Source organism: Ignavibacteriales bacterium (assembly GCA_026390595.1).
Taxonomy (GTDB): domain Bacteria; phylum Bacteroidota; class Ignavibacteria; order UBA10030; family UBA10030; genus UBA9647.
Genome location: JAPLFQ010000020.1, coordinates 335,256 through 358,590, shown reverse-complemented (window position 1 = coordinate 358,590; position 23,335 = coordinate 335,256). Strand labels below are relative to the sequence as shown.

Sequence of the window (23,335 nt, the reverse complement as noted above, 5' to 3'; positions counted from 1 at the left end):
GTCCGTATTGAGTTACGTTTGGAGTCCGGAAGGGAGGCGCGGTGAAGAAATCAATTGCCTGAATTCGTCCCATCGTCGGGTGGGATCTTCAGCTGTGCCGCCCCGCGATTCGATGTACTTCCGCACGAGATCCTGACCGAGGTTGTAGTTGATCACATAACTCCGGTATGCATCAATGAACCGGACACGCTGTTTCGCCCGCTCGGGGGCCATCAGCGCGTACATCACGAGCCATTCTTCAGCCTGCTCTCGATTCATCGTGCCGTCGAGGTAGGACCGCGCCGCTTCATTGTGTGCATAGCTGAGAACGCCGGTCAGCCGGTGAATGGAATAGTACTCGTCTGCCCGGCTTCCATCCAGTCCGGCAATGGGGAAGAGCACATCGCGTTCGAATTCGATCCGTTGCGTGCCGGGAAATGCGACCTCGATGCCGAAATTGGCGGTACCCTCTGCGATCAACGATTGAGGGCTGAAGAGCGCGTAGACCATAAACTCGACCCAGCCCCGGGCGCGAGCGAGGAGAGATTCCAGCATGCTGTTGTAGACGTGGTGACCGGGATAACCTTCGTGCGCGGCGAGATCGACAGCGCGATCGATGTAGATCGGCAGATCGGTATTGATCTGTATGAGGCTGCCGCTCCCCCCTTTGAACCAGTTGTACCCGCTCCACGGTTTGTTGTTCACGTACTCGAGAGTGAATCGCTCGTCTGCCGGCAAGTCGATCATGCGGCGTGTCCGATCCCGGCATTCGCTGATCGCCGTCTGAAAAACCCGGTGCAACAATTTCAGCGGGATGATGAAATCACCGCGGTAGTGTTCATAGCGTTCCGCGATTGAACCCTTCCCCGGAATCACTCCATCGAGACTCGACAGAACAGTTCGGAAGTGCTCTTCTGGATAGTGTGGTGGCTCAGCGTCGTAGAGTGCCAGGGCTTCTTCGTCGAAGGTGAACACGCGTCCCTGAAGCATCTCGACCCGGGCGAGAAGTGCGTGGAGCTGCCGTGTCAAGTACTGGCGACGGAGCAGCACAATTTCCTCCTGTGCGACCGGGGTGCGTTCGATATCCTGGAGGACACTGTGAGCGGAAGAGCGGATGTCGTTGAGTGGAGGGACGTGTGCTGTTATCTCTTCCCGCCACGCGGCTGGTCCGAAGTAGGCGTCGACGTAATCGGGATAGTGCCCGCCGACTGCGAGGACGAGTTTCACGTATGATTCCGCAATAGCGTTCAGCGGATGCGCTGATAGTTCATCCTTCATCGGTGTATCACTTCTCTCGCGTCACGTGTGTGGAACGAACAAGGATTTGAATTCTTCAGGCATCTGAGCGATCTTTCGCTTCTCGTAATCGAAAAATACGATCCCTGTCTTTGCCCGGGCAATTTCTTTTTCCCCATCCAGCACTCTGTACGTGAGATCCGTTCCATGCGCATAAAGGTCCGTCACGCCCAATTCGATCGTCAGCGTTGTGCCGTAGAAGACCTCGGACTTGTAGATGATGACCGCATCTGACATGATGATGCCTCTCCCCCCGATGTTGCGCTCGGTAAACCCGAAGTGGGTCAGGAATTGTACTCGGGCTTCATGCAAGATCGAAAGCATGGAATCGTTGCCGACATGCCCCCCGTAGTTGAGATCGGTGATACGGACGGGGACCGTTGCGGCAAAGACGGGGCTTTCAGGGAGATCCAGTTTGACGCGCGCCATCGGAGCACTTCGCGATGTGAAAGGAAGAGAATGTTCCCCTCATAGTAGGTAAAAAACCGAAAACGGTCAACGAGTGATTGACTGGAGGCGAGTGCAACACCCGGCGGGATGCGCCGTAACTCAAAGAAGGAGGCTTCTATGACGAAATTTCTTCTTTGGCTGATACTTCTGATTCTCTGCTGGCCGATTGCGCTGGCCGCCCTGATATTGTATCCGCTTGCATGGCTCTTCTTGCTTCCATTCCGACTGGCCGGAGTGGCTGTCAAAGGGGCTCTTGGTTTGATTGAAGCAATCATTCTGCTGCCTGCCAGCATTCTGCGGCGGCTTTGATTGACCCTTCATCAGAGAGATACAGGAAAACGGAGGGGCGGGAGTTCAGAGGGGATGGAAGGAAAGCCTGCGGTCCCTCTTTTTCAAAGGACAGAGGATCCGCAGACTCCGTTCCAGCGTACGAGCATTACTTCTTCTTCATTGCGTCCTTCAGTGCTGCCTGTTGTTCCTCTGACCACGGGGGAACAACGCCATTAGAGCGGGCATACGCGATTGATTGACCCAGATGTTCATGCAAGTGACTCAGGAGCACGAACAGGACATTCCTGACGGATGATTTCCCGCCGAAAAACGCAACCTGCTTGTCAAGGTCCGCATCGGTCAGCTTTGAGACCTCTTCTTTTGTCCAGTCGAACGAAGCTTTCAGTGCGTCAGCAATCTTCGCCTTGTCGGTCGTACCTTTTTCGTCAATTTTCGAACTAGCAGGCAGCTTTGACCCTGTGAAGCTCATCAGGAAGTAATTGCTTCCGGCAATGTGCAGATACACCTCGCTGATTGAGCGAACTCCATCGGCGGGGCGCCAGTTGGCCTTATCCTGCGGGATTGCGCTTTCGAGAGACACGATCTGCCCCTTGACGCGCTCCAACTGACCGAGCATGTCCTGAATAAACGCGGACTTCGGACCATCTGTCGCATTCGCTGTCCCGGCCTGAATTGAAAGAAAGAGCGCCATTCCAGCAAGCAGCGCGCGAAGTGAGGTAAAGCGGTGTGATGCGTTCGACATGAGTATCTCCTTGATACGGTGTGTAGTGTAGTGGGTTGGCCTGGATACCCGTAGAACGGAGAGACGTGCGAATCCGTTCCCGGCCGCAACGTGGAGCCCGGGCGTCAATGCCCGCCGACATGAATGACGTCATCTCCGAATTTCTTACGGAGTTTGTCGACGGCATCCAGCATCTGTGCGCGCTTGCCGGTTTCGGGGAACAAGGAGAGTTCGAGCTGTTTTTCATCAACCAGATGGGAGGCGCGGACACCGAGGAGTCGGATGCCGATGCGCCGCGCATAGGATACCTCAAACAGTTCGCAGATTGTCTTGAACACGATGGTGTCGTCGTCCGCCGGTTCGATGGTTGTCGCACGAGTGATGGTGTCGAAGTCTGCATATCGGAGCTTGAGTGTAAACGTGCGCGCTTTCAGATGACGATAGCGAAGCGAGGAACACACTTCCTCGGTCAGGGAGAATATGATCTTCTTCAATTCGTTCCGGTCGGAGATGTCACGGGCAAACGTTTCTTCATTGCCGATGCTCTTTCGCTCGTGCTCCGTCGAAAGCTCGTCGGGTCCGAGTCCGTTCGCGACATCGTGAATCCAGAGGCCATGGTTGCCAAGGATGCGTTGGAGCTTGTCTTGCGAAGTCTTCTGAATGTCTGCGACTGTCGCGAACCCCTTCTTCCGGAGTATCTCGCCGGTTTTCTTCCCGACACCCGGGATGGCATCGATAGGAAGCGGGGCGAGGAACTCCCGCTCGGTGCCGTGCGGCACGTAGATCACGCCTGCAGGTTTCACAGTTTGTGCAGAGATCTTTGCGACAACCTTGTTGGACGCGAGGGAAATCGTGCACGGGAGTTGAAATTCTTTCCAGACGATGTGCTGCAGACTCTTGATGAACCCCGGGAGGTCGTTGTGGTAGAGGGACTCGCAGCCGGTCAGGTCGAAGTACATTTCGTCGATTGATGCACGTTCGACGACCGGGGCAAGCTCGAGGATTCGCTCGTACAGTTTGTTGGAGTAGTGCGTGTAGTCGCCGAAACGTCCGCGGACGATGGTGAGATGAGGGCAGAGACGCAGAGCGGCAGCAGTCGGCATTGCAGAGCGGACACCGAAGGCGCGTGCCTCATACGATGCAGAGGCTACGACGCCGCGGCCCGTCGGAGTGCCGCCGACAACGACAGGCCTCCCCACGAGCGACGGATCTTTGATCCTCTCCACCGAGACGTAGAAGCAATCCAGGTCGAGGTGGGCGATAGAGCGAATCACAAGAGACATTAAGAACTGTCCGAGATGACTACAGAGGGCGACCGGCGGAACCCGCGAGCTGCTCCAGCGGATCCCCCGTGAGACGATAGACCGTCCAGGTATCCATCGGTTTGGCGCCGAGCGATTTGTAGAAACCGATTGCGGGCTCGTTCCAGTTCAGCACTGCCCACTCGAGACGGCCGCACGTTCGTTTGACGGCAATTCCCGCGAGCGTTGCGAGAAGTGCTTTGCCAATTCCCTTGCCGCGAAGCGCCGGCCGGACAAAGAGGTCTTCGAGGTACAGTCCGGGTCTCCCGAGAAAGGTCGAGTACGAATGAAAGAACAAGGCATATCCCACCGGCTGGTCGTCGTAGTATGCCAGGATGACTTCCGCATAGGGGCGTTCGCCGAAGAGAGTCTCGGTGAGCAGGTCTTCCGTTGCCTCGACTTCGTGCGACAGGCGTTCGTATTCGGCAAGCTCCCTGATCAGAGCAAGAATGAGCGGTATGTCATTTCTGGTCGCCGGTACAATTCTGAGATTTTCTTCTGGGTGCGTTGTCATGCGTATGCTGGATTGGAGTGTTCTCTGTGATCTACTTCGCTTTGGATTCTATCTTCGCGGGTCTGATCCACGAAATCAGGTTGTATCCTCTTTGCGCGAGGCGCGATTGGTTCTTCTCAACGAACGCAACAATTGCCTCAGTCGGTATTGCCACGGCAATCCCCTGCTGGATCTCCGCTTTTCTTTGAACAAACATATCTCCATGGTACGGTTCCACGGGGTCGTACTCGACGTCTCCGTCCTTCGAGGGGGTGAGGATGTACGAAGTCTGTGCTGGGATCATCTTGATCATGCCGACAAGTTCAAAATGGGGTACTCCGTCTCGGATAGCAAGAGCGATTGAGCCGCTGGCCCCCGGCGAGACGACTGCATCGACGACGAACGAGCCCTGTGGTTTGGCTGAAAGACTGACGATTCCCTTCGTGACCATTCTGTACCCAGCCGGATATCCAAAAACATACACAAACGATCCCCACTCGAGCTCCTTTGATTTTCCCAGGGGATAGGAGAAGACGCGGAGGTTCGCGGTTTGATGAGGCTCGACCGTTTGGCCAAGAATGGCGAGGTCGGCAGTGCGGTCAAGAGCGAGAATGTCAAGCGCGATCCCGCCTCCCACCTCATTGAGGAAGATGAGCTGATTGGTTTTCACAGAGATTGTGCGGATAAACGGCGTAAGCTTGAAGTCCGCTCCCACGTAACGGGTAGTGACCGTGTCGGAGAAGTCTACAACGTGAGAGCAGGTTATGAGAGCGACTTTTCCGTTCTCGACATAGATGACCGTTCCCGTGCCTGCGGTCGAGTGGTGCTGGTAGGCCGCAAGAGTTTCCTGCCTGTCAAGGAAATCCCCGGTGATGTCCTGAACGCGAACAGAATCTTCCCGCCGGAACGAATAGGTCTTGTAATGCACCATGATCGTGACGCGTTTCACCGTTTGCGCAATTTCCTCGAGCTGCTGCGAGCATCCCCGGTACGGGAACTCCGAGTCATACTGGCCGTCGTTCAACGTCGGGTAGGCTTCTTTCAGGACGTACGATGAGCAGGAAGAGAAGACGAGCGTGAGAGATATGAAAGATAGAAGAGCAAAAACTTGCTTCATCGAGGGCTCCTGTTCTCACCTGTGGTGAATACATGAGGTCTCCCGGTTTGGGAGTATGAGGTGTCAATCAGGATACGAAAACAACAGATCGAGTGTTACGTCCGGGTGGAGGCTCTTTGCGACGGGACACGTGCGTCCGCTGTATTCCAGCTTCTGGCGGTAGTCGCGCGCGATACCCTTCGGGAAATCGATCTTCATGACGACGCGGGCGATGCGCCGGGGGGCATCGGTGCTCATGTGTTTTTCGGCATACACTCTCGTTCCATCGAGGTTGACACTGTCGCGCTGCGCCACGATCCCCATGGTGGTGACTGTGCATGTCGAGAGGGCGGTGACGACGAGATCCGTGGGGGAGAAGCTCTCACCGCGCCCCTGATTATCGGTTGGCGCATCGGTCACAAGTTCGACGCTGCTCGGGCCATGCGTGGCCTTGCAGCGGAGTTCGCCGAGGTAAATGAATGTTTGGGAAACCATGGAAGTTCCTTCGATGAAGCGGAACGGGATGCCGAGAATACCCCGTTCCGGTCTTTCACAGGACTAGGAGAGATGTTCTACATTTGTTCTCAGCTTCTCGATCGTTGCCTTGAAGGAGGAGAGCTTTTCGTGTTCCCGATCGACGACCTCTTTCGGTGCGCGATCGACGAACGAGGAATTGGCGAGCTTTCGCTCCGTCGCCTCGACAGCCTGTTGCAGCCGGGCGATTTCCTTTTCGAGCCTGCCCCGCTCTGCATCGAGGTCGATGAGCCCTTCGAGCGGCACGAATATCTCCGACCCGTCGACGACTGCGCTTGACGCGAGTGTGGGTTTGGCTCCTGAAGCGAGGATCTCGATGCCGGAGACGCGGGCGAGTTTGCTCATGTACTTTTCATATGTCTGAAATATCTGCACATTCGCGCCCTCAGCAAGACGGACCTGAAGTCTGATCTCCTTCGACGGTGCGATATTGTTCTCTCCGCGTATATTGCGCACCGCGTTGATGACATTCTGAACAAATGTCATCTCATCTTCCGTCTTCTGATCTATCCAGCGCTCATCGACGGCAGGGAAGGAAGCCCGCATCAGGGATTGCCCGTTGCGTGCCGTGAGATGTTGCCACAATTCCTCGGTGATAAACGGCATGACCGGGTGGAGCAACCGCATGGCCTGGTCGAAAACCCAGAGGGATCGTGCAAGGACGATCTTCTTCGTTTCCGCGGGTTCGTCGCCGTAGAACCGCGTTTTGACAAGCTCCACATACCAATCACAGAAATCATGCCAGATGAAGTCGTACAGCACTTTGCTCGATTCGTTGAGATGAAACTCATTCAACGTGGAATTGAAATGTTCGATCGAATGATGGAGCCGCGAAAGAATCCACCGGTCTGCAAGATCGAGCTGGGTTTCGGGCAGTGACTCCAGGTTGGCCTCGTCGGTGCCGAACAGCTCAGCCTTGTTCATGAGAAGGAAGCGTCCCGCGTTCCAGATTTTGTTGGCGAAGTTTCTGCCGATTTCGCACTTCTCGTTGGAGAACAGAACATCCTGGCCGAGGGGCGAGAGGAACGCTATCGTGAAGCGGAGCGCGTCTGCCCCGTATTGATCGATCACATCAAGCGGGTCGGGCGAATTGCCGAGTGACTTGCTCATTTTGCGTCCCTCGGCGTCACGGATAATGCTCGTGAAGTACACATCCCTGAAGGGGACTAGCTCTTCGTCCGTCGCCCGGGGTTTCCCGTTCGGCCCCGGTTCACCGCGCATGAATTCCATGTTGGCCATGATCATGCGTGCGACCCAGAAGAAAATAATGTCGGGACCGGTGACGAGCGTGCTCGTCGGGTTGAAGTACCGCAGGTCCTCATTGTCGTTCGGCCATCCGAGGATCGAGAACGGCCAGAGCCACGAGGAGAACCACGTGTCGAGCACATCCTCGTCCTGTGTCACCGGGACGCTGGAATCGAGGCCGAGTCTTGTTCGCGCCTCGTCCTCGTTGCGTGCAGCAGTGAAGGTTCTGTCCGGCGCGTAGAACACAGGTATACGATGTCCCCACCAGATTTGCCGTGAGATGCACCAGTCGCGGATGTTTGTCATCCAGTGGTCGTACACTTTTTCCCACCGCTGCGGATGGAAGCGCACGTTCCCCTGTTGCACGACGCGCAGCGCCGGTTCGGCAAGCGGTTTCATCTTCACGAACCACTGGTCGGAGAGATACGGTTCGATGACCGTGTGGCATCGATAGCATTTTCCCACGTTGTGTGTGTACGGCTCGACCTTCACAAGGAAGCCCTGTTCTTCGAGGTCCTGCACAACCTTTTTCCGTCCCTGGAAGCGATCGATGCCAGAGTACTGTTGCGGAACAGCCTCGTTCAGGAATCCTTTCTCGTCAAGGATGTTGATCTGTTCGAGGTTGTGCCGCTGGCCGATCAGAAAGTCGTTGGGATCGTGGGCGGGGGTCACTTTCACCATGCCCGTTCCAAATGATTCGTCAACGTAGTCGTCTGCGATGATCGGGATCCTGCGGCCAACAAGGGGAAGGATGGCGTACTTGCCGACGATCGATTCGTAACGCGTGTCGCGCGGGTTCACCGCGATGGCAGTATCACCGAGCATCGTCTCGGGGCGCGTCGTCGCGACGACGGCGAATTCCTGTGTCCCCTCGATCGGGTAGCGGATGTGCCAGAGGTTTCCGTTCGACTCTGAGTGATCGACCTCGTCGTCGCTAAGCGCGGTCTGATGAAACGTGCACCAGTTGACGATGTATTTTCCGCGGTAGATCAACCCCTTGTCGAACATCCTGACGAAGACTTCTTTCACGGCGTCGGATAACCCTTCGTCCATCGTGAACCGTTCGCGTTCCCAGTCGCACGAAGTTCCGAGTTTTCTCAGCTGCTTGATGATGGTGCCGCCGTACTGTTCCTTCCATTCCCAGACGCGGTTCACGAATTTCTCGCGGCCCAGGTCATGACGCCTGAGGCCGTCCTTTGCGAGTGCTTTCTCGACGGCATTCTGTGTTGCGATTCCGGCATGGTCCGTGCCCGGAACCCAACATGCTTCGAAGCCCAGCATGCGTTTCCATCTGACAAGGATGTCCTGAATCGTGTTGTTCAGAACGTGTCCCATAGTCAGAATACCGGTAATATTCGGAGGGGGAATGACCACCGTGTATGGCGTGCGGTCCTTCTTGACGGTTGCGTGAAAAAGCCCGTGCGATTCCCAATACTCGTACCACTTGTCCTCAACATCCTTCGGGTTGTATGCTTTCGAGAGTTCCTGCATTCCTGTTCTTACGTTGAGTGATGATGAAAAAAAAGGGGAGCTGAGAAGCTACCCGGCGATTGGCGAACGTATGTTTCTTCGGATCAGTAGCTTGATGTCTATTTCGAAAAATCCCTGACTGCTTCGAACGCACCCTCCGCCGTCGGCCCGATGAACGTGGACCACATCCATCGGCCGGTGATGCGGTCCGAGGAGACGGTCCCTTGAAGGAACACGTTGTTGTCGGCCCAGCCGGGGTTCAGGTTGATGGAGATCGACGATTTCTGCGTCGTCCCCGTCAATGTGCCCGTTCCAACCTGTGGACCGATCGTCTCCGCCGGCAGGACTGCGACGAAAGACCAGGTTCCGGTGACAGATATCGTGTCGAGCTGTGTTACCGTCATCGTGCCGTTGACCGCGACATTCCTTGCTGAGTTGAACGCCCTGTAGGCGTATGTCGCGGGTGCACCCCCGGGTTGCCAACTGTCGACCGGCTGATTCCCCCTGTCAACACACGCACTGAGCGTAAGAAAGAAGGAAATTGCGAGCAACCATGGATTTCGGCTCACGTTCATCGGGTCCCTGCAAACGGATTGCGGATATCCTCGGTCCAGCGGATGGACGAACAAATACCTCGCTGCTGGAAATAAACAAAAAATCCGCGTATAAATCAACGAGGGGGCCGTGGAGGATCGTGCTCGGTGAGAGCAGACTGGCGGTCGAGAAGCTGCTAGCGGGTTTGCGGCTTGCTGACTGTAAGAATCGCGGTCAGCGTTGATTCGTTGCCTGCGAGATCCCACGTGATGATCTTGAGCTCGTGGTCTCCGGGTTCGAGGTCAGACGCCTCGATCGAACCGGCCCCTTCAGGAAGGCGATTGTAGAACGAGAGACGATTGCCGGATTCGATATACAGCTTTTCGAATCGACCCTTTCTCGCCCGGAGCAGGTTCCTGTCATAATACGCCATGACCTGATGCGCTTCTCTTTCGAGGATGTACTTTTTCACTGAACTGAAGACCGGCTGACCATCGATGTACATCTCGAACCTGTAGGCTCCGGTCCGGTAGCGAAGTACATCGGCCTGATCTGTGACGCTGACGCTGACGCCTATCGACCCGGAGAGCTGTATCGGATGAGGGAGTACAAAATTGCCTGATGACTCCATCTGAGCGTCACTCACCCACGTCTTGTGCCTTCGTTGGATCTTGGCAGACCCGGAAAGCGGGGTGAAAGCGACCATATGATACACCGGTGGAACGACATCCCTGATGGCAGCAGAAATCTGCGGCAGGAGGAACGGATTGATTGGATTGGACGACGAATCCCGTACCTCGAAATGGAGATGAGCCGAACCGATTCCTGTGTCGCCGGTGTAAGCGATCAGGTCTCCTTTTGAGACACGAAACAGTGATGTGTCGATATCGACCTCCAGGGAATACCTCCGGTTCTGTTTCTGGAGCTGTTTAGCGTACTTCTCGATGGGGTCGAAAAACCGCTGGAGGTGCGCATACATGGTGACGTAGCCGTCATGATGCCGGACGTAGAGCATCTTGCCGTATCCGCGACGCGAGATGAAAATGCGGCTCACGTAGCCGTCACGGGCCGCATAAACGGGGTAGCCCTTCTGATTGTTTGTCGATATGTCGATTCCTTCGTGCAGATGAGTGCGACGGTAGTCGGCAAACGACGATGTGATGTTCGTGCTGGCGTTGGTCGGCCAGATATAATCCTGCAAATCGGTTCGGAGCGTATCGAAGGGGGCGTAGATCTCATCGACCCGGGAAACATGCGGCCCGTTTACGCTGGAATCGAGGTTCGTGCCCGGGAAATGGTTAACGCCCGAGAAACTCGCTACGAAGCCTATCAGGGCGGTAGCCCACACCATCAATGGTTGTCGCAATGTCAACGTATGCCCCGCGAATCATTTGTGATCAAACCAGTTTCCCGAGAATGTACCCGAACGTGATACCTGAAAGCAGCGCAATGGTGATGATTCGATAGTTCAATACATCTTTGGAATATCCCCGCCTTATTGCAGTGATCGAGGCCACATATCCGACACCGTTGATCAGCCAGATGAAGGGAAGTGACAGTACATGGGCAATCATTGGTCCGACCAGTGGAAGAAGTCCAATCCAGGCGATGAGTGCGCCAAACGCGTGACCCAGGACACCGAGAACGAGGACGGCAAGTGCAACGACGCTTCTGTCGACACTATAATAGAGCCCGGCACAGATCACGATGATGATAAGCATCCACGCAAGGAGAGCGACCCGGTAGTTGCTGAGGAATTGCCTGATCCTGGTCATGAGCTCGCGCGTGCCTACTGAACGCTGACTCGCAACGATGTGAGAATTGCGCGGGTAGGGGAGAGAAGCTGAGCTTCAAGTCGGTCTCCGGAGGCCGCTGCGGCAACTCCTTCCGGAGTCCCCGTGAAGATGATGTCCCCGCGTTCGAACGTGAAGAACTGGGAGATGTATGCTATCAGCTCATCGAGTTTGAAGATGAAGTTGCTTGTGCTGGATTGCTGCCGGGTTGTCCCGTTCACGTCCAGCTTGACTCCGAGCTCGTGCGGGTCCGGGATATCTGCGGCCGGAACGAACGGGGATATGGGGGCCGACGTATCAAATCCCTTTGCCAGCGTCCATGGAAGGCCTTTCTTCTTTGCGTCGCTCTGGACGTCGCGCAAGGTCATATCGAGGCCGATCCCGTATCCGGCTACGTGGTTCAGAGCGTTCCCCTTGAGGATGTCTTTGCCGCCGCGGCCGATGAGAACGGTCATCTCGATTTCGTGATGAAGGTCTTTTGATATTGATGGAATCCGGATAACCCCGCCTTCTCCGATGATTGCCGTGGTGGGTTTCAGAAAGAACACGGGAGCTTCGGGGATGGCTGCGTGCATCTCTTTTGCGTGGTCGGCATAGTTTCTTCCGATGCAGAAGATCTTTCGCACCTCGACAGGCTCCGCCGATCCCATAATGTAGGCACTTGCCATCGCTGGTAAATCAACTCCCTATTCTGATAATCTACAATATACTCAAGGCGGTTCTTTTTCGCAAGAATAGCTTTTGTCGGGTGGATTCGATTTTGGAATTTGTCCGCCGCGCATCTCGGAGGATTTGAGCCCGCGTATGGTCCCCGCCCAGAGAATTACTCTTGTCCCCTTCGTGAAACCGCCAAGAATATTGTTGTTCACCGAACGAAAAACTGGTATCTTACCTGCAAATCTCAGGCTGATGCATGAAAACATACAAAGATGCGGGTGTCGACATCGAGGCGGGTGAAGAACTTGTGCGACGCATCAAACGCCGGGTTCGATCCACCTTTACGCCAAATGTACTGACAGACATCGGAGCATTCGGCGCGTTCTATAGAGCCGACTTCAAAGGCATCCGGAAGCCAGTTCTCGTGACGAGCGTTGACGGCGTCGGAACAAAGCTTAAGATCGCCTTCGCGATGAACCGACACGACACAGTCGGACAGGACCTCGTCAACCACTGCGTCAACGATATCCTCGTCTGCGGCGCAAAACCCCTCTACTTTCTCGATTATTTCGCAACAGGAAAGCTCTCCCCGGCGATCGCCGCACAGGTCATCGAAGGATTTGTTGTCGCTTGCCGCCAAAACGGGTGTTCGCTCATCGGCGGCGAAACTGCAGAAATGCCGGGCTTCTACTCCGAGGGAGAATACGATCTCGCAGGCACCATCGTCGGTGTCGTAGACCAAAAGCGGGCGATCCGCGGGAACCGTGTCAAAAAGGGGGATGTCCTGCTGGCTCTCCCTTCAACCGGACTCCACACGAATGGGTATTCTCTTGCTCGATCCGTCCTGCTCGAACGATTCCAACTCGATCAGTATTTCGAGGAACTGCGTGGAATCCTTGGCGAGAGTCTTCTGACGGTCCACCGATCCTACTACAAAGCTGTCTATCCGCTTCTGTCGAAATTCGACATCAAAGGGATGTCGCATATTACGGGGGGAGGCCTGGAAGGGAACACGATGAGAGTGGTCCCTAAGGGGTTGACGCTTCGCATTGACTGGGAAGCGTGGGAGCGCCCGTGGCTCTTTGGCCTGATTCAGAAAACGGGCATCGTGCCTGAAAAGGATATGCGGCGGACGTTCAATCTCGGAGTGGGGCTTGTCATGATCATCTCTCCCGGAGAAGTTGACGGCATTCAAGCGGCGCTTCGGCGAAAGCGGGAGCGCTCATTCATCATTGGCGAGGTCGTACGGGCATAGTCTGGACCTTCTGTACAGAATTGGTCCAAAGGAAATAGTATGGATACGGGTTTCTCTGTCATTCAGATCATCCAGCTGATTCTGGCCCCTGCGGTCATGATCAACGCGTGCGGTCTGCTGCTGTTGGCAACGAGCAACAAATACTCCAGCGTGTTGAACAGAATTCGTCTTTTGAATGATGAAAAGAGGAAAATGTTCAGAAAAGCGGGAGACAAGAACTTCGAGGAGACGCAGCGCCTCGAGAGTCTCGCTCGCCAGATAGAGCATCTCATGCTGAGGGCGAAGTTGGTGCGGAATGCGGTGATGTGCTATACCGGCGCGATCGCTCTCTTTATCATGACCTCGTTGCTGATTGGATTCAGTTTCCTCATCAGAGGGTTCCAGTCGGACTCGGCGATCATGATTGCGTTTCTGATTGGAATGGCGACAATTTTTGCCGGCGTGATATTCTCTTTTCTTGATGCAAAACATGGATATGAGATCGTGCAGTTTGACGTACTTGTTGATAATTGAGGGCAGGGATGATCAAGATCCAGGTCGAAGAGGGGCTGTATCTGAAGAGCCTCGAGTTGAGAGATTCTGAAGACTTGCTCCCCCTCATTGAGAGCAACAGGGCGTATCTGCGCGAGTGGCTGCCGTGGCTTGATATGACGACCACCATAGACGAGATGATTGCATTCGTCGACGCGGCCATCCGCCAGCAGGCGGCTGGCCTCGGCTTTCAGGCGGGCATCATGCATCAGGACCAGCTCGTCGGCATTATCGGATATCACCATCTGGAATGGGCCAATCGGTCCACGTGCATCGGCTACTGGCTGTCAGAACCGTTTCAGCGCCGCGGAATCATGACGAAAGCCTCGCGTGCTCTTGTGGAGCATGCATTTGAGGATTGGCAGCTGAACCGGGTGGAGATTCGATGTGCCGTTGGAAACATGAAGAGCCGTGCGATCCCCGAGCGTCTGGGATTCAAATCGGAGGGGCTGCTGCGCGAAGCGGAGTGGCTCTATGACCATTATGTGGACCACATTGTCTATGGGATGCTCGCCAGAGACTGGCCAGTGGTACGCCGCACGCAGGGATTCCCGGCATCGGCGACACCAAAACAATCAACTATTGAAACTACTCATTCATCGTCGTGAAGTCATTCGTCTTTTCCCCTATGTCACCTGAATGGCACGCTCCTGATAATCTCGATTTTCTGACACCCGAGGAAATGCGGGCGCGGCTGATAGAGGCTCAGGAATTCAGCACACGCGTCAATACGCTGACCGAGGTCTCCCTCAAAGTGGATGCTGCGCACTCGCGGGAGGAAATCCTGCGGATCCTGAAGGAGAATCTCCGGCGTTTGATCGAAGGAGAGTGTGCTTTCATCGGATTGCTCAGCCACAACAAGACTCACTACGTCATCAGCACGCTCTCGCCGCTGATGGACGCGATCGAGCTCGATCACAAGCATTTCTCAATCGACGTCGGCATGCCCGGCTGGTCAATTCGGAACAAAGCCGGCATCATGGTCGACATCGATTCCGCCCCTGCGCTCCATCCCACGCTCGAGGGCTCGCTCAAAGATCTCGGGATCCGGTCGCTGATCATCGTGCCGGTCCATACACACGAAGAGATGGTGGGAGCGCTCGTGTTCGGTTCGTCGAAGCCGAATGCCTATGTCGACCCCGACCTGTGGCTCGCCCGGCTCCTGAGCCTGCAGATGGCTATCGCGTTGCGGCACACCTCGCTGCTCGAGCGCGCACAGAAACGTGTAACACAAATCAGCCTGGTGAACCAGGTCGGCCGCAAGCTCACGTCCACGCTCAACATCGATGAGCTGCTGACGTCGGCTTCGGAGTCAATTCAGAAGGACTTCCAGTACTTCGACGTGACCATCTTCCTGACCAACAAGGAGGAGAACGAGCTTGTGCTCGCGGCGCATTCCGGCAATTTCATCGATTTCCTCCCTCACGGATACAGGCAGAAAATTGGTCTGGGGATCGTGGGCTGGGTAGCCGAACATGGGCAATCCGTGCTGGCCAACGACGTAAGCCTTGAATCGCGGTTTCTCGCCCATCAGTACCACAATACGAATTCGGAGCTTGCGCTTCCCATCATCTCAGACGATGAAGTGGTCGGAGTACTGAATGTCGAGGACACAAAGCTCTACGCGTTCGACGAGACCGACGTGCTGGTCCTCGAAACTCTCTGCGACCAGATCGGCAGTGCAATCAGAAACGCCCGCTTGTTCGAGGAGATCACGCGGACAAACGAGCGATTGATGGAGCTGGACAGGCTGAAGACGGATTTTGTCGGGATCGTATCGCATGACTTCCGCACCCCGCTTTCAACGATCATGCTCGCTGCGAAGTCGCTGCTTCGCAAGGAGGTAAGCGCTGACCGGCTCCGCGAGTACCTGAACATTATCGTCGAGCAGGCCGGGCGGCTGAGCATGCTCGCGGAAGACACGCTCTCGATCGCGAAAATTGAGTCCGGTCAATTGAATTACCAGTTCAAGATTGTGAACGTCGAGACGATCATCCAGGAAGCGGTTTCCATGGTGAAAATCTCAGCCCGTCACACCTTTGGATTCTCGATCGACATGAATTGCGCGTATGTCCGCGGCGACCAGAACAAGTTGCGTCAGGTGTTACAGAACCTCATCTCGAACGCTGTGAAGTACTCTCCGGGCGGAGGGGAACTGAACGTCCGCGTTGTTTCGAGCGAGGAGCAGGCCGACGAGATTCTCTTCTCCGTCAGCGACCAGGGTCTTGGTATCCCTCAGGAACATCTGGGACGGCTTTTCCAGAAGTACGCACGGGTCGAATCGGGAGAAGCGGGGAAGATCAAGGGGACCGGTCTCGGGCTCTGGATATGCCGTGAGATCATCAAAGCGCACGGGGGAAAGATCTGGGTGGAGAGTGAAGTGGGGAAGGGGAGCAGTTTCCGGTTCACGCTGAAACGAGGTACCTGAGCTTATCGTCATTCGTCAATGGCCTGGTGGCAAAACACAAAACCTCCGGAATGCGATCTTCCGGAGGTTTTGTTTGTACCCTTGAGCAGGACTTCTCCTACTTCTTGAAGATCTCCTCTTTGACTCCCGCGTTCACCTTAATGCTTTCCACAGCCATTTCCGAAATCTTCTTTCCTTCGCTGGTTCCGAGCGTCTTGAAAGGGAACTGTATCCCGCTGATCGCTCGGTAGTCGGAAAACGACTCTTCAACGGTGGCCGGTCCGGATGGCCCCGATCCACGCACCGTTTTTTTCAGAACCATTCCGGTTTTCGAATCAATGGTGAACCGCATCGGATAGTTCGTCGGTGTGTAGCGAATGAGTATCACGTCTGCTGGCTTTCCGTCCACGGCTTCGTCCTTGAGATACTGCACTGCGTACTCCGGTTTCTCGAAGTTCTGCAGAACGTAGTGGACGTCGCTGATCGCTTCCTGCTGGAAACTCTCTCGTTGTGAGCCCGGAAGGTCCTGTGTCCCGTTTGGTGACTTCATCCATGCGTTCGAGCCGTCGAACACCATGGACATCTCGCCCATGGGCGTCTTGAGCTGCGCCGCCATCTTGTTCGGGCGGACGACTTGTATCTCGGCGTCCATGGCAAACTCGCCCATCGGTGTTACCTGAGTCTGCTTTCCTTTGATGACGAGATCCTTGATGCCAAGGAGCGCTGGTCCTCCCATCGTCGCCATGGTCTTCCGGAGGATTTCTCTGCCCTTCGCGATGGTTTCAGGGGTCGGATCCGGGATCTTTTCCGGCGGCGAAGGAATCGTGATATCGATCGTGCGGACATCGGCGCCGAGAGCGCTCAGCGGTTCATCGAAGTCGGAGTCCTTGCCGACGACGAGCAGGGTGAGCGATTCGGGTTTCCATCGTTTCTGCACTGCCTTGGTTACGCTCTCTTTCGTGGTTTCCTGGATGTCCTTTTGCTGCTTCTGAATGAAGTCTTTCGGATAACCATAGTACTCCAGTGCCATCAGCTGGTTGATGATCTTTCCTTTTGTGTCGTAGCGGAACACGAACGAGTTCAGATACGAATCCTTCGCATACTTCAGCTCTTCGTCAGTGATTCCGTCCTTGATGAATTGTCCCAGTTCAGTCCCGATCGACCGGACCATTTTGACCGTTGAGCCGGATTTCGTCGAGCCGCTCATGCTAAACGCGCCCGGATAGTCGTAGCTCTCTCCCCACGAACTGCCCACGGAATAGGCCAGCCCCTGTTCCGATCGCACTTTCCTGAAGAGGCGTGAAGACGCCGCTCCGCCGAATGCCTGATCGGCGACATTGAGCGGTCCGCTTTCGGGATCATTCAGCACACCCCCGAGATGGCCGAGGAAAATATTCGACTGGTTGACGTCATCCTTCTTGATGAAGTTGACCGTTTTCGTGCCCGCCAGGCGCGGCTGCGGGACAGGAGGGAAGCTGACTTCCTTGCGCTCCCACGACCCGAAGAGACTTTCGATCTTCGATTTCATCTCCGGAGTCGCAAAGTCGCCCCACACGGCGATCATCATGTTGTTGGGGACGAAGTACTTCTTGTGAAACCCGGCCATGTCCTCCTTCGAGATGTTCTCGACGGTGGCATATTCCATGGTTCGGGCATACGGATGGCTGGCGCCGTAGATCAGTTTGTTGAACTCACGGGCGGCAATCGCGCCTACCTGATCGTTGCGCCGCGAAATTGATGAACGGGCGGTTACTTTTGCGAGGTCGATCTTGTCATCCCGGAAGGCCGGGCTCTTGAGAAGATCCGCAAGAACTCCCAATCCCATGCCGACGTCTTCCTTGAGTACAGACATCCGTGCACCGCCGGACGTGGTTCCGATGTACGTCTCAACCGAGGCTCCGACTTTTTCAAGCATCTCGTCGAATTCCTCACCGGTCTTCGTTGCCGTGCCCCCGGTGCGCATGACCTGCCCCGTCATTGACGCAAGGCCGACCTTGTCTCCCGGTTCGTACCGGGACCCGGTGCGCACGAGCACAGCAGCTTCAACGAGCGGGAGCGTGTGATCTTCGATGAGAAAGACAGTCATCCCGTTGCCGAGTTGATACCGGAGAGGTTCAGGTATTTGCACCTGTCGCAACGGAGGGTACTTGAGATTCTTGTAGTGTTGCGGTTTCGTTACTGTCTGGGCAGAACCGTTGAGCACAAGCCCGATGACGAGCAAGAGAAGTGAGAACGTTTTTGAGGTTTTCATGGTCATCGCTCCTTATTTCACCGGCTCGATAGCGCCGATCGTGCGGTTAGAATTGGCGAACGCTTTGTTCGCTACCCGCTTGATGTCGGCTACTGTCACAGCGTTGATCTCATCCAGCTGCTTGAACAGATTTCGCCAGTCTCCAGTGATGACCTGGTAGAACGTCAGCTGACCGGCCATTCCGCCGTTGTCCGCCAACGACCGGATGAGGTTCGCCCGGGCACGGGTTTTCACGGCCTGGAGTTCTTCCGCTGTTACCGGATCTTTCTTGATCTTTTCGATCTCCTCGTTGATTGCCGCGAGGCATTCTTCATTCGTCTTTCCCTGGGCAGGGACTGCAAAGAACGCGAAGAGGTTGGGATACTTCTGTCCGGGGAAGCCGGAGAATCCAGCGGCCTGGATTGCGATTTTCTTGTCGCGAACCAGCGACTTGTAGAGTCTCGATGTGCGTCCCGAACTCATGACATCCTCGATGGCATCATAGACTGCCGCATCCGGATCCCGCGCCGATCCCTTCTTGTAACCGAGCAGAAGGATACGCTGTGATTCCTCGCGCAGCGTCACCGATCGCTCGCTTTGTTGTTCGGGTTCCACAGTGCGGACCTCGGGCGGCGGCGTCCCTGCGGGAATCCTGCCGAAGTACACCTCGGCAAGACGGATGGTCTGCTGTGGATCAACATCGCCCACGATCGCGATGATGATGTTGGAGGGGACATAGTACTTCTTGAAAAATGCGAGCGCTTCATCGCGTGTAATGCCCTGGAGGTCCGACATGTGTCCGATGACCGGCTCTTTGTACGGGTGTGATTTGTAGGCGACGGCGAGAAACTCCTCGACGAGCTTTCCAATGGGACTGCTCTCTGTGCGCATCCGGCGCTCTTCCATGACGACATCTTTTTCTTTGTAGAAATCGCGTATGACGGGATCAAAGAATCTTGATGATTCGAGCGTAAACCAGAGTTCAAGCTTGTTGGAAGGAAGGCTGAAATAGTACTGCGTCGCGTCGGCGCCTGTGCCCGCGTTGAGCCCGACGCCTCCTTGCTGCTCGATGATCTTGTCGAACTCACCATTTTCCACGAGCCCGGATGCTGTTTCCTGAGTCTTCTCGAACGCGGCGCGCAGTTCTTTGAGCTTCGAGGAATCTGCACCGACCCCTTTCTTACTTTCCTCTCTCCACGCTGACCAGGCTTTGTCCAGAACATCGAGAGCCGGTTTCTCTTTCTTGTAGTCTTTGGTGCCGATGTCGGAGGTTCCCTTGAACGCGAGATGCTCGAAAATGTGGGCGAGGCCTGTGATGCCGCGGTTCTCATTGACCGCACCGACATTGACGTAGGTATGGAATGACACGACCGGAGCGTCGTGGCGGGGCAGTATGAGGAACCTGAGTCCGTTTTTCAGCGTGTGTTCGACAACCTGGTTCTGCACAGCCTTGAATCCGTCTTGTGTGAAGAGCAGCGACGGCACAAGGGCCCAGGCGAGTAGAAGCAAAGCGTATCGTCTACGCATGGAGAGTACTCCTCATGGAAATGATGATTACTTCGATTGTTTGGATTTACGGCGTTCGAGTTCGGCGTGTACTTTGGTCTGGAACTGACTGAAGACTTCCTGAGATTGAGCGAGGGCTATCATGCGGCTTGAGAATTCCTCTCTCGTCAATCCGTTTGTCGAAAGAACGGCATGAACCTGAGATTGATAGGCAGTAGAGTCAATTGTCGGCCGTGGAGATTTGAGCTCCTCGTTCAGCATCAGCAGTTCAGCGTACACGGGGACGAGTTTCTCGTCTGCTGGGGTCAGGTCTTTCTGCTGCCGGGAGCAGCCGAACTGCAGGGCGATGAGCGCGAACAACAAAAACGGGCGAGTGTTCATGGCATGCATTGGCACTTAAAGTAGCAAATCGAATGGACGGATGCAAGATGCTGCGTTCTTGCAATCAGATGGGGCATCGCGTATATTGGTGGAGAATCTATCACGGTTCACGGTATCCCGGGTCCGACACGCATCTGATCATGGAATCAACAACCAGCAGGGGGAACTATGACTGAAGCATCGAAGACGATCCTTATCAACACGGTGAAAGAGTGGGCAAAGTTTGCGGCTGAGCGCGACAAATTCAGCACGATGGCCCACGAAGTTGCCGATCTTGCACGCCGTTGTGTGTTCGAAAGCGTCGCGTTTCTCAAGGCGCAGAACATAGACGTCGAAGCAGAGTCGCCTGAAACGATGACGATCATGAAAGTGGCGGTGCACGTTGACCCGGTCATCGAAGCGAACTTCCCGAACATCAAAGCGAGCGTGGCCATGAAATGCGCCGGGGCATCGCGTATGATTCTCATCAATCCGAATCTGACGGTTTCTGCCGGCGGCACTCCTGTGGCGTACGAAGCCCTGAAAAAAGGAATCCCGGCTTCATTCGAAGCGAACGCAGCAGACTTCGTCAGGGATGCGTTCTTGTACATCGCGCGCACGGGAGGTAAAGAACAAGCACCATAGAATTTTCGATTTTCAATTTTCGATTGTCGATTGGAAGAGAGGAAGCATGGATTCGGTCGAGCTGAAATCCAGGACGAAGGCTCTGGCGGTTAGCACAATTCGCTTCGTCGAAGGGTTGAGCAGAAGCCCTGCTTCGGATGTCATCGGTAAGCAGCTCATACGCTCTGCAACATCTGTGGGGGCGAACTACCGTGCGGCCTGTCGAGCGCGATCGAAAGCGGACTTCGCGAACAAAATGGGGATCATTGAAGAAGAAGCCGATGAAACCCTTTTCTGGCTCGAGATGTTGATTGAATGCAGCAAAGCCAAGTCCGAAGATCTGAAATCGATAATGGATGAATCAGAACAACTGCTAAGAATCTTCGCCGCTTCAAGAATGACGGCCAGGGCGCATGCCTCCTCGAAGTAGTCACGTAGGTGTCTGTGGAGGTTGGGTCACGCGTTGTATTTGCAGCACTTCCTAATCGACAATCATCAATCGAAGATCGACAATCCACCATCGACAATCTCTCTGATGCCCTACCAACTCACTTCTGAATACAAGCCCAGCGGCGACCAACCCGAGGCCATCAGGCAGCTGATTGAAGGCGTCGTGCGCGGAGACCGGTACCAGACGCTCCTCGGCGTGACGGGGAGCGGCAAGACGTTTACGATGTCCAACGTCATCCAGCACATCAACAAACCCGTGCTCGTGTTGTCGCACAACAAAACGCTTGCAGCACAGCTCTTCGCAGAGTTCAAAGGGTTCTTCCCCAAGAACCGGGTGGAGTTTTTCATCAGCTACTACGACTACTACCAGCCCGAAGCCTACGTCCCGTCAACCGACACCTATATCGCGAAAGATTCCTCCGTCAACGATGAGATTGACCGGCTCAGGCTCCGGGCGACAAGTTCGCTCCTGAGCGGCGATCCGAACGTGATCGTCGTGGCATCCGTGAGCTGCATCTATGGTATCGGCGCGCCTGAGGAGTGGCTCGCTCAAACGCTGCAGCTGCGCAAGGGGCAGAAGATCGCGCGCAACGATGTCCTGAAGAAACTGCTCGACATGCTATATTCGCGCAACGATTACGAATTCACGCGTGGATCGTTCCGCGTGCGCGGAGACGTTGTCGAGGTAATCCCCGGATTTGAGAACGAGGAAGCGATCCGTATCGAGTTTTTCGGTGATGAGATCGAGCGGCTGTCGTACATACAGAAGACCGATGGAAAGATCCTCGCGGAGACCGAATACGAAGTTGTTTACCCGGCAAAACAGTTCGTCACGACGCGTCCGAGCATCGAACGGGCGCTGAAGACGATCGATGTCGAGCTTCGAGAACGGCTGGCAGAGCTGCGCGACATGGGGAAACTCCTGGAGGCGCAACGGCTCGAGCAGCGGACGCGGTTCGATATGGAAATGATGAAAGAGATCGGCCATTGCTCCGGCATCGAAAACTACTCGCGCCATCTCGCCGATCGGCCGCCGGGGTCTCGTCCGTCCTGTCTCCTCGACTATTTCCCCGAAGATTTTCTTACGATCATCGATGAATCGCACGCGACCGTTCCGCAAATCGGCGCAATGTATGCTGGCGACCGCTCGCGAAAGGGAACGCTGGTGGAGTACGGGTTCCGGCTTCCTTCGGCGCTCGACAACCGGCCGCTGACGTTCGATGAATGGAATGCGATTGTGAAACAGGTCGTCTTCGTCAGCGCGACTCCGGGAGACTACGAACTTGAGCAGAGCAAGGGGGTGTTCGTAGAACAGGTCATCCGTCCGACCGGCCTGATCGATCCTGAGGTCGAGATCCGGCCGAGCAAACATCAGATTGACGACCTGATTGCCGAAATACGCGCACGTTCCGCGAAAAAGGAACGTATCTTGGTGACGACGCTGACGAAGCGAATGGCAGAAGATTTGACGGAATATCTGCTGAACATCAGCATCAAGGTCCGGTACATCCATTCCGAAGTCGACGCGCTGGAACGAGTCGAGATTCTGCGCGATCTCCGCCTTGGCGATTTCGATGTTCTCGTCGGCGTCAACCTTTTGCGCGAGGGGCTCGATTTGCCGGAAGTCTCGCTCGTCGCCATTATTGATGCAGACAAGGAAGGTTTCCTGCGCTCAGATCGATCCTTGATACAGACTGCCGGCAGAACGGCGCGCAACGTGAACGGGAAAGTCATCCTCTATGCAGACAGGCAGACTGGGTCGATGCAGCGGATGATGGAAGAAACATCCCGTCGCCGTGAAAAGCAACTTGAGTACAATAAGGTCAACAATATCACGCCGGTAACTATCTACAAATCAATCGAGGAAGTGCTGGCTGCAACGGCGATTGCGGATGTTGCCGCCCAACGTACCGCCCGCCGCGAAGGAGCGAAGCCGACGACGGTATCAGACAGCGTCGTGAAGTACCTCAATGAAGGGCAACGGCAGGATCTGCTCGTTGAGCTGAAAGAGGAAATGCGGAGAGCTGCCAAAGATCTCGAATTTGAACGCGCTGCGGAACTGCGCGATGAGATTGCGAGATTGGAAAAGAAGTGAATAGTGAAGTGTGACAA

Annotated in this window: 23 protein-coding genes; 8 read left to right on the top strand and 15 right to left on the bottom strand. The window is 55.2% G+C overall.

What is annotated here, in order from left to right; genetic code table 11:
• Positions 1-12 precede the first annotated feature (12 nt).
• Positions 13-1,257, bottom strand: a complete 1,245-nt coding sequence (locus NTU47_09675) for a hypothetical protein (protein MCX6134068.1) — start codon at positions 1,255-1,257, stop codon at positions 13-15.
• A gap of 21 nt (positions 1,258-1,278) precedes the next feature.
• Entirely contained in the window at positions 1,279-1,704 is a 426-nt protein-coding gene (locus NTU47_09670; GenBank protein ID MCX6134067.1) for a thioesterase family protein, read from the bottom strand.
• A gap of 138 nt (positions 1,705-1,842) precedes the next feature.
• Between NTU47_09670 and NTU47_09665 the strand changes: the two genes are divergently transcribed.
• The gene (locus tag NTU47_09665) at positions 1,843-2,034 is read left to right on the top strand and encodes a hypothetical protein (GenBank protein MCX6134066.1); all 192 of its coding nucleotides are present in this window, start codon (positions 1,843-1,845) and stop codon (positions 2,032-2,034) included.
• Positions 2,035-2,161: 127 nt separating this feature from the next.
• Here the strand turns inward: NTU47_09665 and NTU47_09660 are convergent, their stop codons facing one another.
• From NTU47_09660 to NTU47_09615, 10 genes are all read right to left on the bottom strand, one after another.
• Positions 2,162-2,758, bottom strand: a complete 597-nt coding sequence (locus tag NTU47_09660; protein MCX6134065.1) for a DinB family protein — start codon at positions 2,756-2,758, stop codon at positions 2,162-2,164.
• 104 nt (positions 2,759-2,862) lie between these two features.
• The gene (gene dinB, locus NTU47_09655) at positions 2,863-4,020 is read right to left on the bottom strand and encodes a DNA polymerase IV (GenBank protein ID MCX6134064.1); all 1,158 of its coding nucleotides are present in this window, start codon (positions 4,018-4,020) and stop codon (positions 2,863-2,865) included.
• Between the two features lie 19 nt (positions 4,021-4,039).
• Positions 4,040-4,552: a GNAT family N-acetyltransferase gene (locus tag NTU47_09650; GenBank protein ID MCX6134063.1), complete on the bottom strand. Its 513-nt coding sequence runs from the start codon at positions 4,550-4,552 to the stop codon at positions 4,040-4,042.
• Positions 4,553-4,583: 31 nt separating this feature from the next.
• Positions 4,584-5,648: a serine protease gene (locus NTU47_09645; GenBank protein ID MCX6134062.1), complete on the bottom strand. Its 1,065-nt coding sequence runs from the start codon at positions 5,646-5,648 to the stop codon at positions 4,584-4,586.
• 63 nt (positions 5,649-5,711) lie between these two features.
• Complete coding sequence (locus NTU47_09640) at positions 5,712-6,122, bottom strand: OsmC family protein (protein MCX6134061.1); 411 nt, start codon at positions 6,120-6,122, stop codon at positions 5,712-5,714.
• A gap of 63 nt (positions 6,123-6,185) precedes the next feature.
• Complete coding sequence (locus NTU47_09635; protein ID MCX6134060.1) at positions 6,186-8,897, bottom strand: valine--tRNA ligase; 2,712 nt, start codon at positions 8,895-8,897, stop codon at positions 6,186-6,188.
• Positions 8,898-8,995: 98 nt separating this feature from the next.
• Positions 8,996-9,451 carry a hypothetical protein gene (locus tag NTU47_09630; protein ID MCX6134059.1) on the bottom strand — a complete coding sequence of 152 codons (456 nt, stop codon included), beginning with the start codon at positions 9,449-9,451 and terminating at the stop codon, positions 8,996-8,998.
• A 155-nt stretch (positions 9,452-9,606) separates the two neighbouring features.
• On the bottom strand, positions 9,607-10,761 hold the full coding sequence (locus NTU47_09625) for a M23 family metallopeptidase (GenBank protein ID MCX6134058.1): 1,155 nt from the start codon (positions 10,759-10,761) through the stop codon (positions 9,607-9,609).
• A gap of 46 nt (positions 10,762-10,807) precedes the next feature.
• Complete coding sequence (locus NTU47_09620; GenBank protein ID MCX6134057.1) at positions 10,808-11,185, bottom strand: hypothetical protein; 378 nt, start codon at positions 11,183-11,185, stop codon at positions 10,808-10,810.
• A gap of 14 nt (positions 11,186-11,199) precedes the next feature.
• Complete coding sequence (locus NTU47_09615) at positions 11,200-11,871, bottom strand: fumarylacetoacetate hydrolase family protein (protein MCX6134056.1); 672 nt, start codon at positions 11,869-11,871, stop codon at positions 11,200-11,202.
• A 245-nt stretch (positions 11,872-12,116) separates the two neighbouring features.
• Here NTU47_09615 and purM point away from each other — a divergent pair, with 245 nt between their 5' ends.
• Genes purM through NTU47_09595 form a run of 4 tightly spaced genes read left to right on the top strand, consistent with a single transcriptional unit; the run spans position 12,117 to position 16,074 of the window.
• A complete protein-coding gene (gene purM, locus NTU47_09610) occupies positions 12,117-13,115 on the top strand; it encodes a phosphoribosylformylglycinamidine cyclo-ligase (protein MCX6134055.1) in 999 nt (332 codons plus the stop codon).
• Positions 13,116-13,154: 39 nt separating this feature from the next.
• A complete protein-coding gene (locus tag NTU47_09605; protein MCX6134054.1) occupies positions 13,155-13,628 on the top strand; it encodes a DUF2721 domain-containing protein in 474 nt (157 codons plus the stop codon).
• Between the two features lie 8 nt (positions 13,629-13,636).
• A complete protein-coding gene (locus tag NTU47_09600) occupies positions 13,637-14,254 on the top strand; it encodes a GNAT family protein (protein MCX6134053.1) in 618 nt (205 codons plus the stop codon).
• A gap of 20 nt (positions 14,255-14,274) precedes the next feature.
• Positions 14,275-16,074: a GAF domain-containing protein gene (locus tag NTU47_09595; GenBank protein ID MCX6134052.1), complete on the top strand. Its 1,800-nt coding sequence runs from the start codon at positions 14,275-14,277 to the stop codon at positions 16,072-16,074.
• A 97-nt stretch (positions 16,075-16,171) separates the two neighbouring features.
• Here the strand turns inward: NTU47_09595 and NTU47_09590 are convergent, their stop codons facing one another.
• Genes NTU47_09590 through NTU47_09580 form a run of 3 tightly spaced genes read right to left on the bottom strand, consistent with a single transcriptional unit; the run spans position 16,172 to position 20,170 of the window.
• The gene (locus NTU47_09590) at positions 16,172-18,304 is read right to left on the bottom strand and encodes a pitrilysin family protein (protein MCX6134051.1); all 2,133 of its coding nucleotides are present in this window, start codon (positions 18,302-18,304) and stop codon (positions 16,172-16,174) included.
• A 12-nt stretch (positions 18,305-18,316) separates the two neighbouring features.
• The gene (locus NTU47_09585; GenBank protein ID MCX6134050.1) at positions 18,317-19,810 is read right to left on the bottom strand and encodes a pitrilysin family protein; all 1,494 of its coding nucleotides are present in this window, start codon (positions 19,808-19,810) and stop codon (positions 18,317-18,319) included.
• 27 nt (positions 19,811-19,837) lie between these two features.
• Positions 19,838-20,170, bottom strand: a complete 333-nt coding sequence (locus NTU47_09580) for a hypothetical protein (protein MCX6134049.1) — start codon at positions 20,168-20,170, stop codon at positions 19,838-19,840.
• A gap of 168 nt (positions 20,171-20,338) precedes the next feature.
• On the opposite strand from NTU47_09580, the gene NTU47_09575 reads away from it, so the two are divergent.
• From NTU47_09575 to uvrB, 3 genes are all read left to right on the top strand, one after another.
• On the top strand, positions 20,339-20,794 hold the full coding sequence (locus NTU47_09575; GenBank protein MCX6134048.1) for a hypothetical protein: 456 nt from the start codon (positions 20,339-20,341) through the stop codon (positions 20,792-20,794).
• A 46-nt stretch (positions 20,795-20,840) separates the two neighbouring features.
• Positions 20,841-21,203, top strand: coding sequence for a four helix bundle protein (locus NTU47_09570; protein MCX6134047.1), 363 nt, complete (start codon positions 20,841-20,843; stop codon positions 21,201-21,203).
• A gap of 105 nt (positions 21,204-21,308) precedes the next feature.
• On the top strand, positions 21,309-23,318 hold the full coding sequence (gene uvrB, locus NTU47_09565) for an excinuclease ABC subunit UvrB (protein ID MCX6134046.1): 2,010 nt from the start codon (positions 21,309-21,311) through the stop codon (positions 23,316-23,318).
• Positions 23,319-23,335 lie beyond the last annotated feature (17 nt).

Bases quoted from the DNA above. Each gene is read 5' to 3' on its own strand.
- NTU47_09675 (MCX6134068.1), bottom strand. From the start codon at position 1,257: ATGAAGGATGAACTATCAGCGCATCCGCTGAACGCTATTGCGGAATCA.
- NTU47_09670 (MCX6134067.1), bottom strand. From the start codon at position 1,704: ATGGCGCGCGTCAAACTGGATCTCCCTGAAAGCCCCGTCTTTGCCGCA.
- NTU47_09665 (MCX6134066.1), top strand. From the start codon at position 1,843: ATGACGAAATTTCTTCTTTGGCTGATACTTCTGATTCTCTGCTGGCCG.
- NTU47_09660 (MCX6134065.1), bottom strand. From the start codon at position 2,758: ATGTCGAACGCATCACACCGCTTTACCTCACTTCGCGCGCTGCTTGCT.
- dinB (MCX6134064.1), bottom strand. From the start codon at position 4,020: ATGTCTCTTGTGATTCGCTCTATCGCCCACCTCGACCTGGATTGCTTC.
- NTU47_09650 (MCX6134063.1), bottom strand. From the start codon at position 4,552: ATGACAACGCACCCAGAAGAAAATCTCAGAATTGTACCGGCGACCAGA.
- NTU47_09645 (MCX6134062.1), bottom strand. From the start codon at position 5,648: ATGAAGCAAGTTTTTGCTCTTCTATCTTTCATATCTCTCACGCTCGTC.
- NTU47_09640 (MCX6134061.1), bottom strand. From the start codon at position 6,122: ATGGTTTCCCAAACATTCATTTACCTCGGCGAACTCCGCTGCAAGGCC.
- NTU47_09635 (MCX6134060.1), bottom strand. From the start codon at position 8,897: ATGCAGGAACTCTCGAAAGCATACAACCCGAAGGATGTTGAGGACAAG.
- NTU47_09630 (MCX6134059.1), bottom strand. From the start codon at position 9,451: ATGAACGTGAGCCGAAATCCATGGTTGCTCGCAATTTCCTTCTTTCTT.
- NTU47_09625 (MCX6134058.1), bottom strand. From the start codon at position 10,761: ATGGTGTGGGCTACCGCCCTGATAGGCTTCGTAGCGAGTTTCTCGGGC.
- NTU47_09620 (MCX6134057.1), bottom strand. From the start codon at position 11,185: ATGACCAGGATCAGGCAATTCCTCAGCAACTACCGGGTCGCTCTCCTT.
- NTU47_09615 (MCX6134056.1), bottom strand. From the start codon at position 11,871: ATGGCAAGTGCCTACATTATGGGATCGGCGGAGCCTGTCGAGGTGCGA.
- purM (MCX6134055.1), top strand. From the start codon at position 12,117: ATGAAAACATACAAAGATGCGGGTGTCGACATCGAGGCGGGTGAAGAA.
- NTU47_09605 (MCX6134054.1), top strand. From the start codon at position 13,155: ATGGATACGGGTTTCTCTGTCATTCAGATCATCCAGCTGATTCTGGCC.
- NTU47_09600 (MCX6134053.1), top strand. From the start codon at position 13,637: ATGATCAAGATCCAGGTCGAAGAGGGGCTGTATCTGAAGAGCCTCGAG.
- NTU47_09595 (MCX6134052.1), top strand. From the start codon at position 14,275: ATGTCACCTGAATGGCACGCTCCTGATAATCTCGATTTTCTGACACCC.
- NTU47_09590 (MCX6134051.1), bottom strand. From the start codon at position 18,304: ATGAAAACCTCAAAAACGTTCTCACTTCTCTTGCTCGTCATCGGGCTT.
- NTU47_09585 (MCX6134050.1), bottom strand. From the start codon at position 19,810: ATGCGTAGACGATACGCTTTGCTTCTACTCGCCTGGGCCCTTGTGCCG.
- NTU47_09580 (MCX6134049.1), bottom strand. From the start codon at position 20,170: ATGAACACTCGCCCGTTTTTGTTGTTCGCGCTCATCGCCCTGCAGTTC.
- NTU47_09575 (MCX6134048.1), top strand. From the start codon at position 20,339: ATGACTGAAGCATCGAAGACGATCCTTATCAACACGGTGAAAGAGTGG.
- NTU47_09570 (MCX6134047.1), top strand. From the start codon at position 20,841: ATGGATTCGGTCGAGCTGAAATCCAGGACGAAGGCTCTGGCGGTTAGC.
- uvrB (MCX6134046.1), top strand. From the start codon at position 21,309: ATGCCCTACCAACTCACTTCTGAATACAAGCCCAGCGGCGACCAACCC.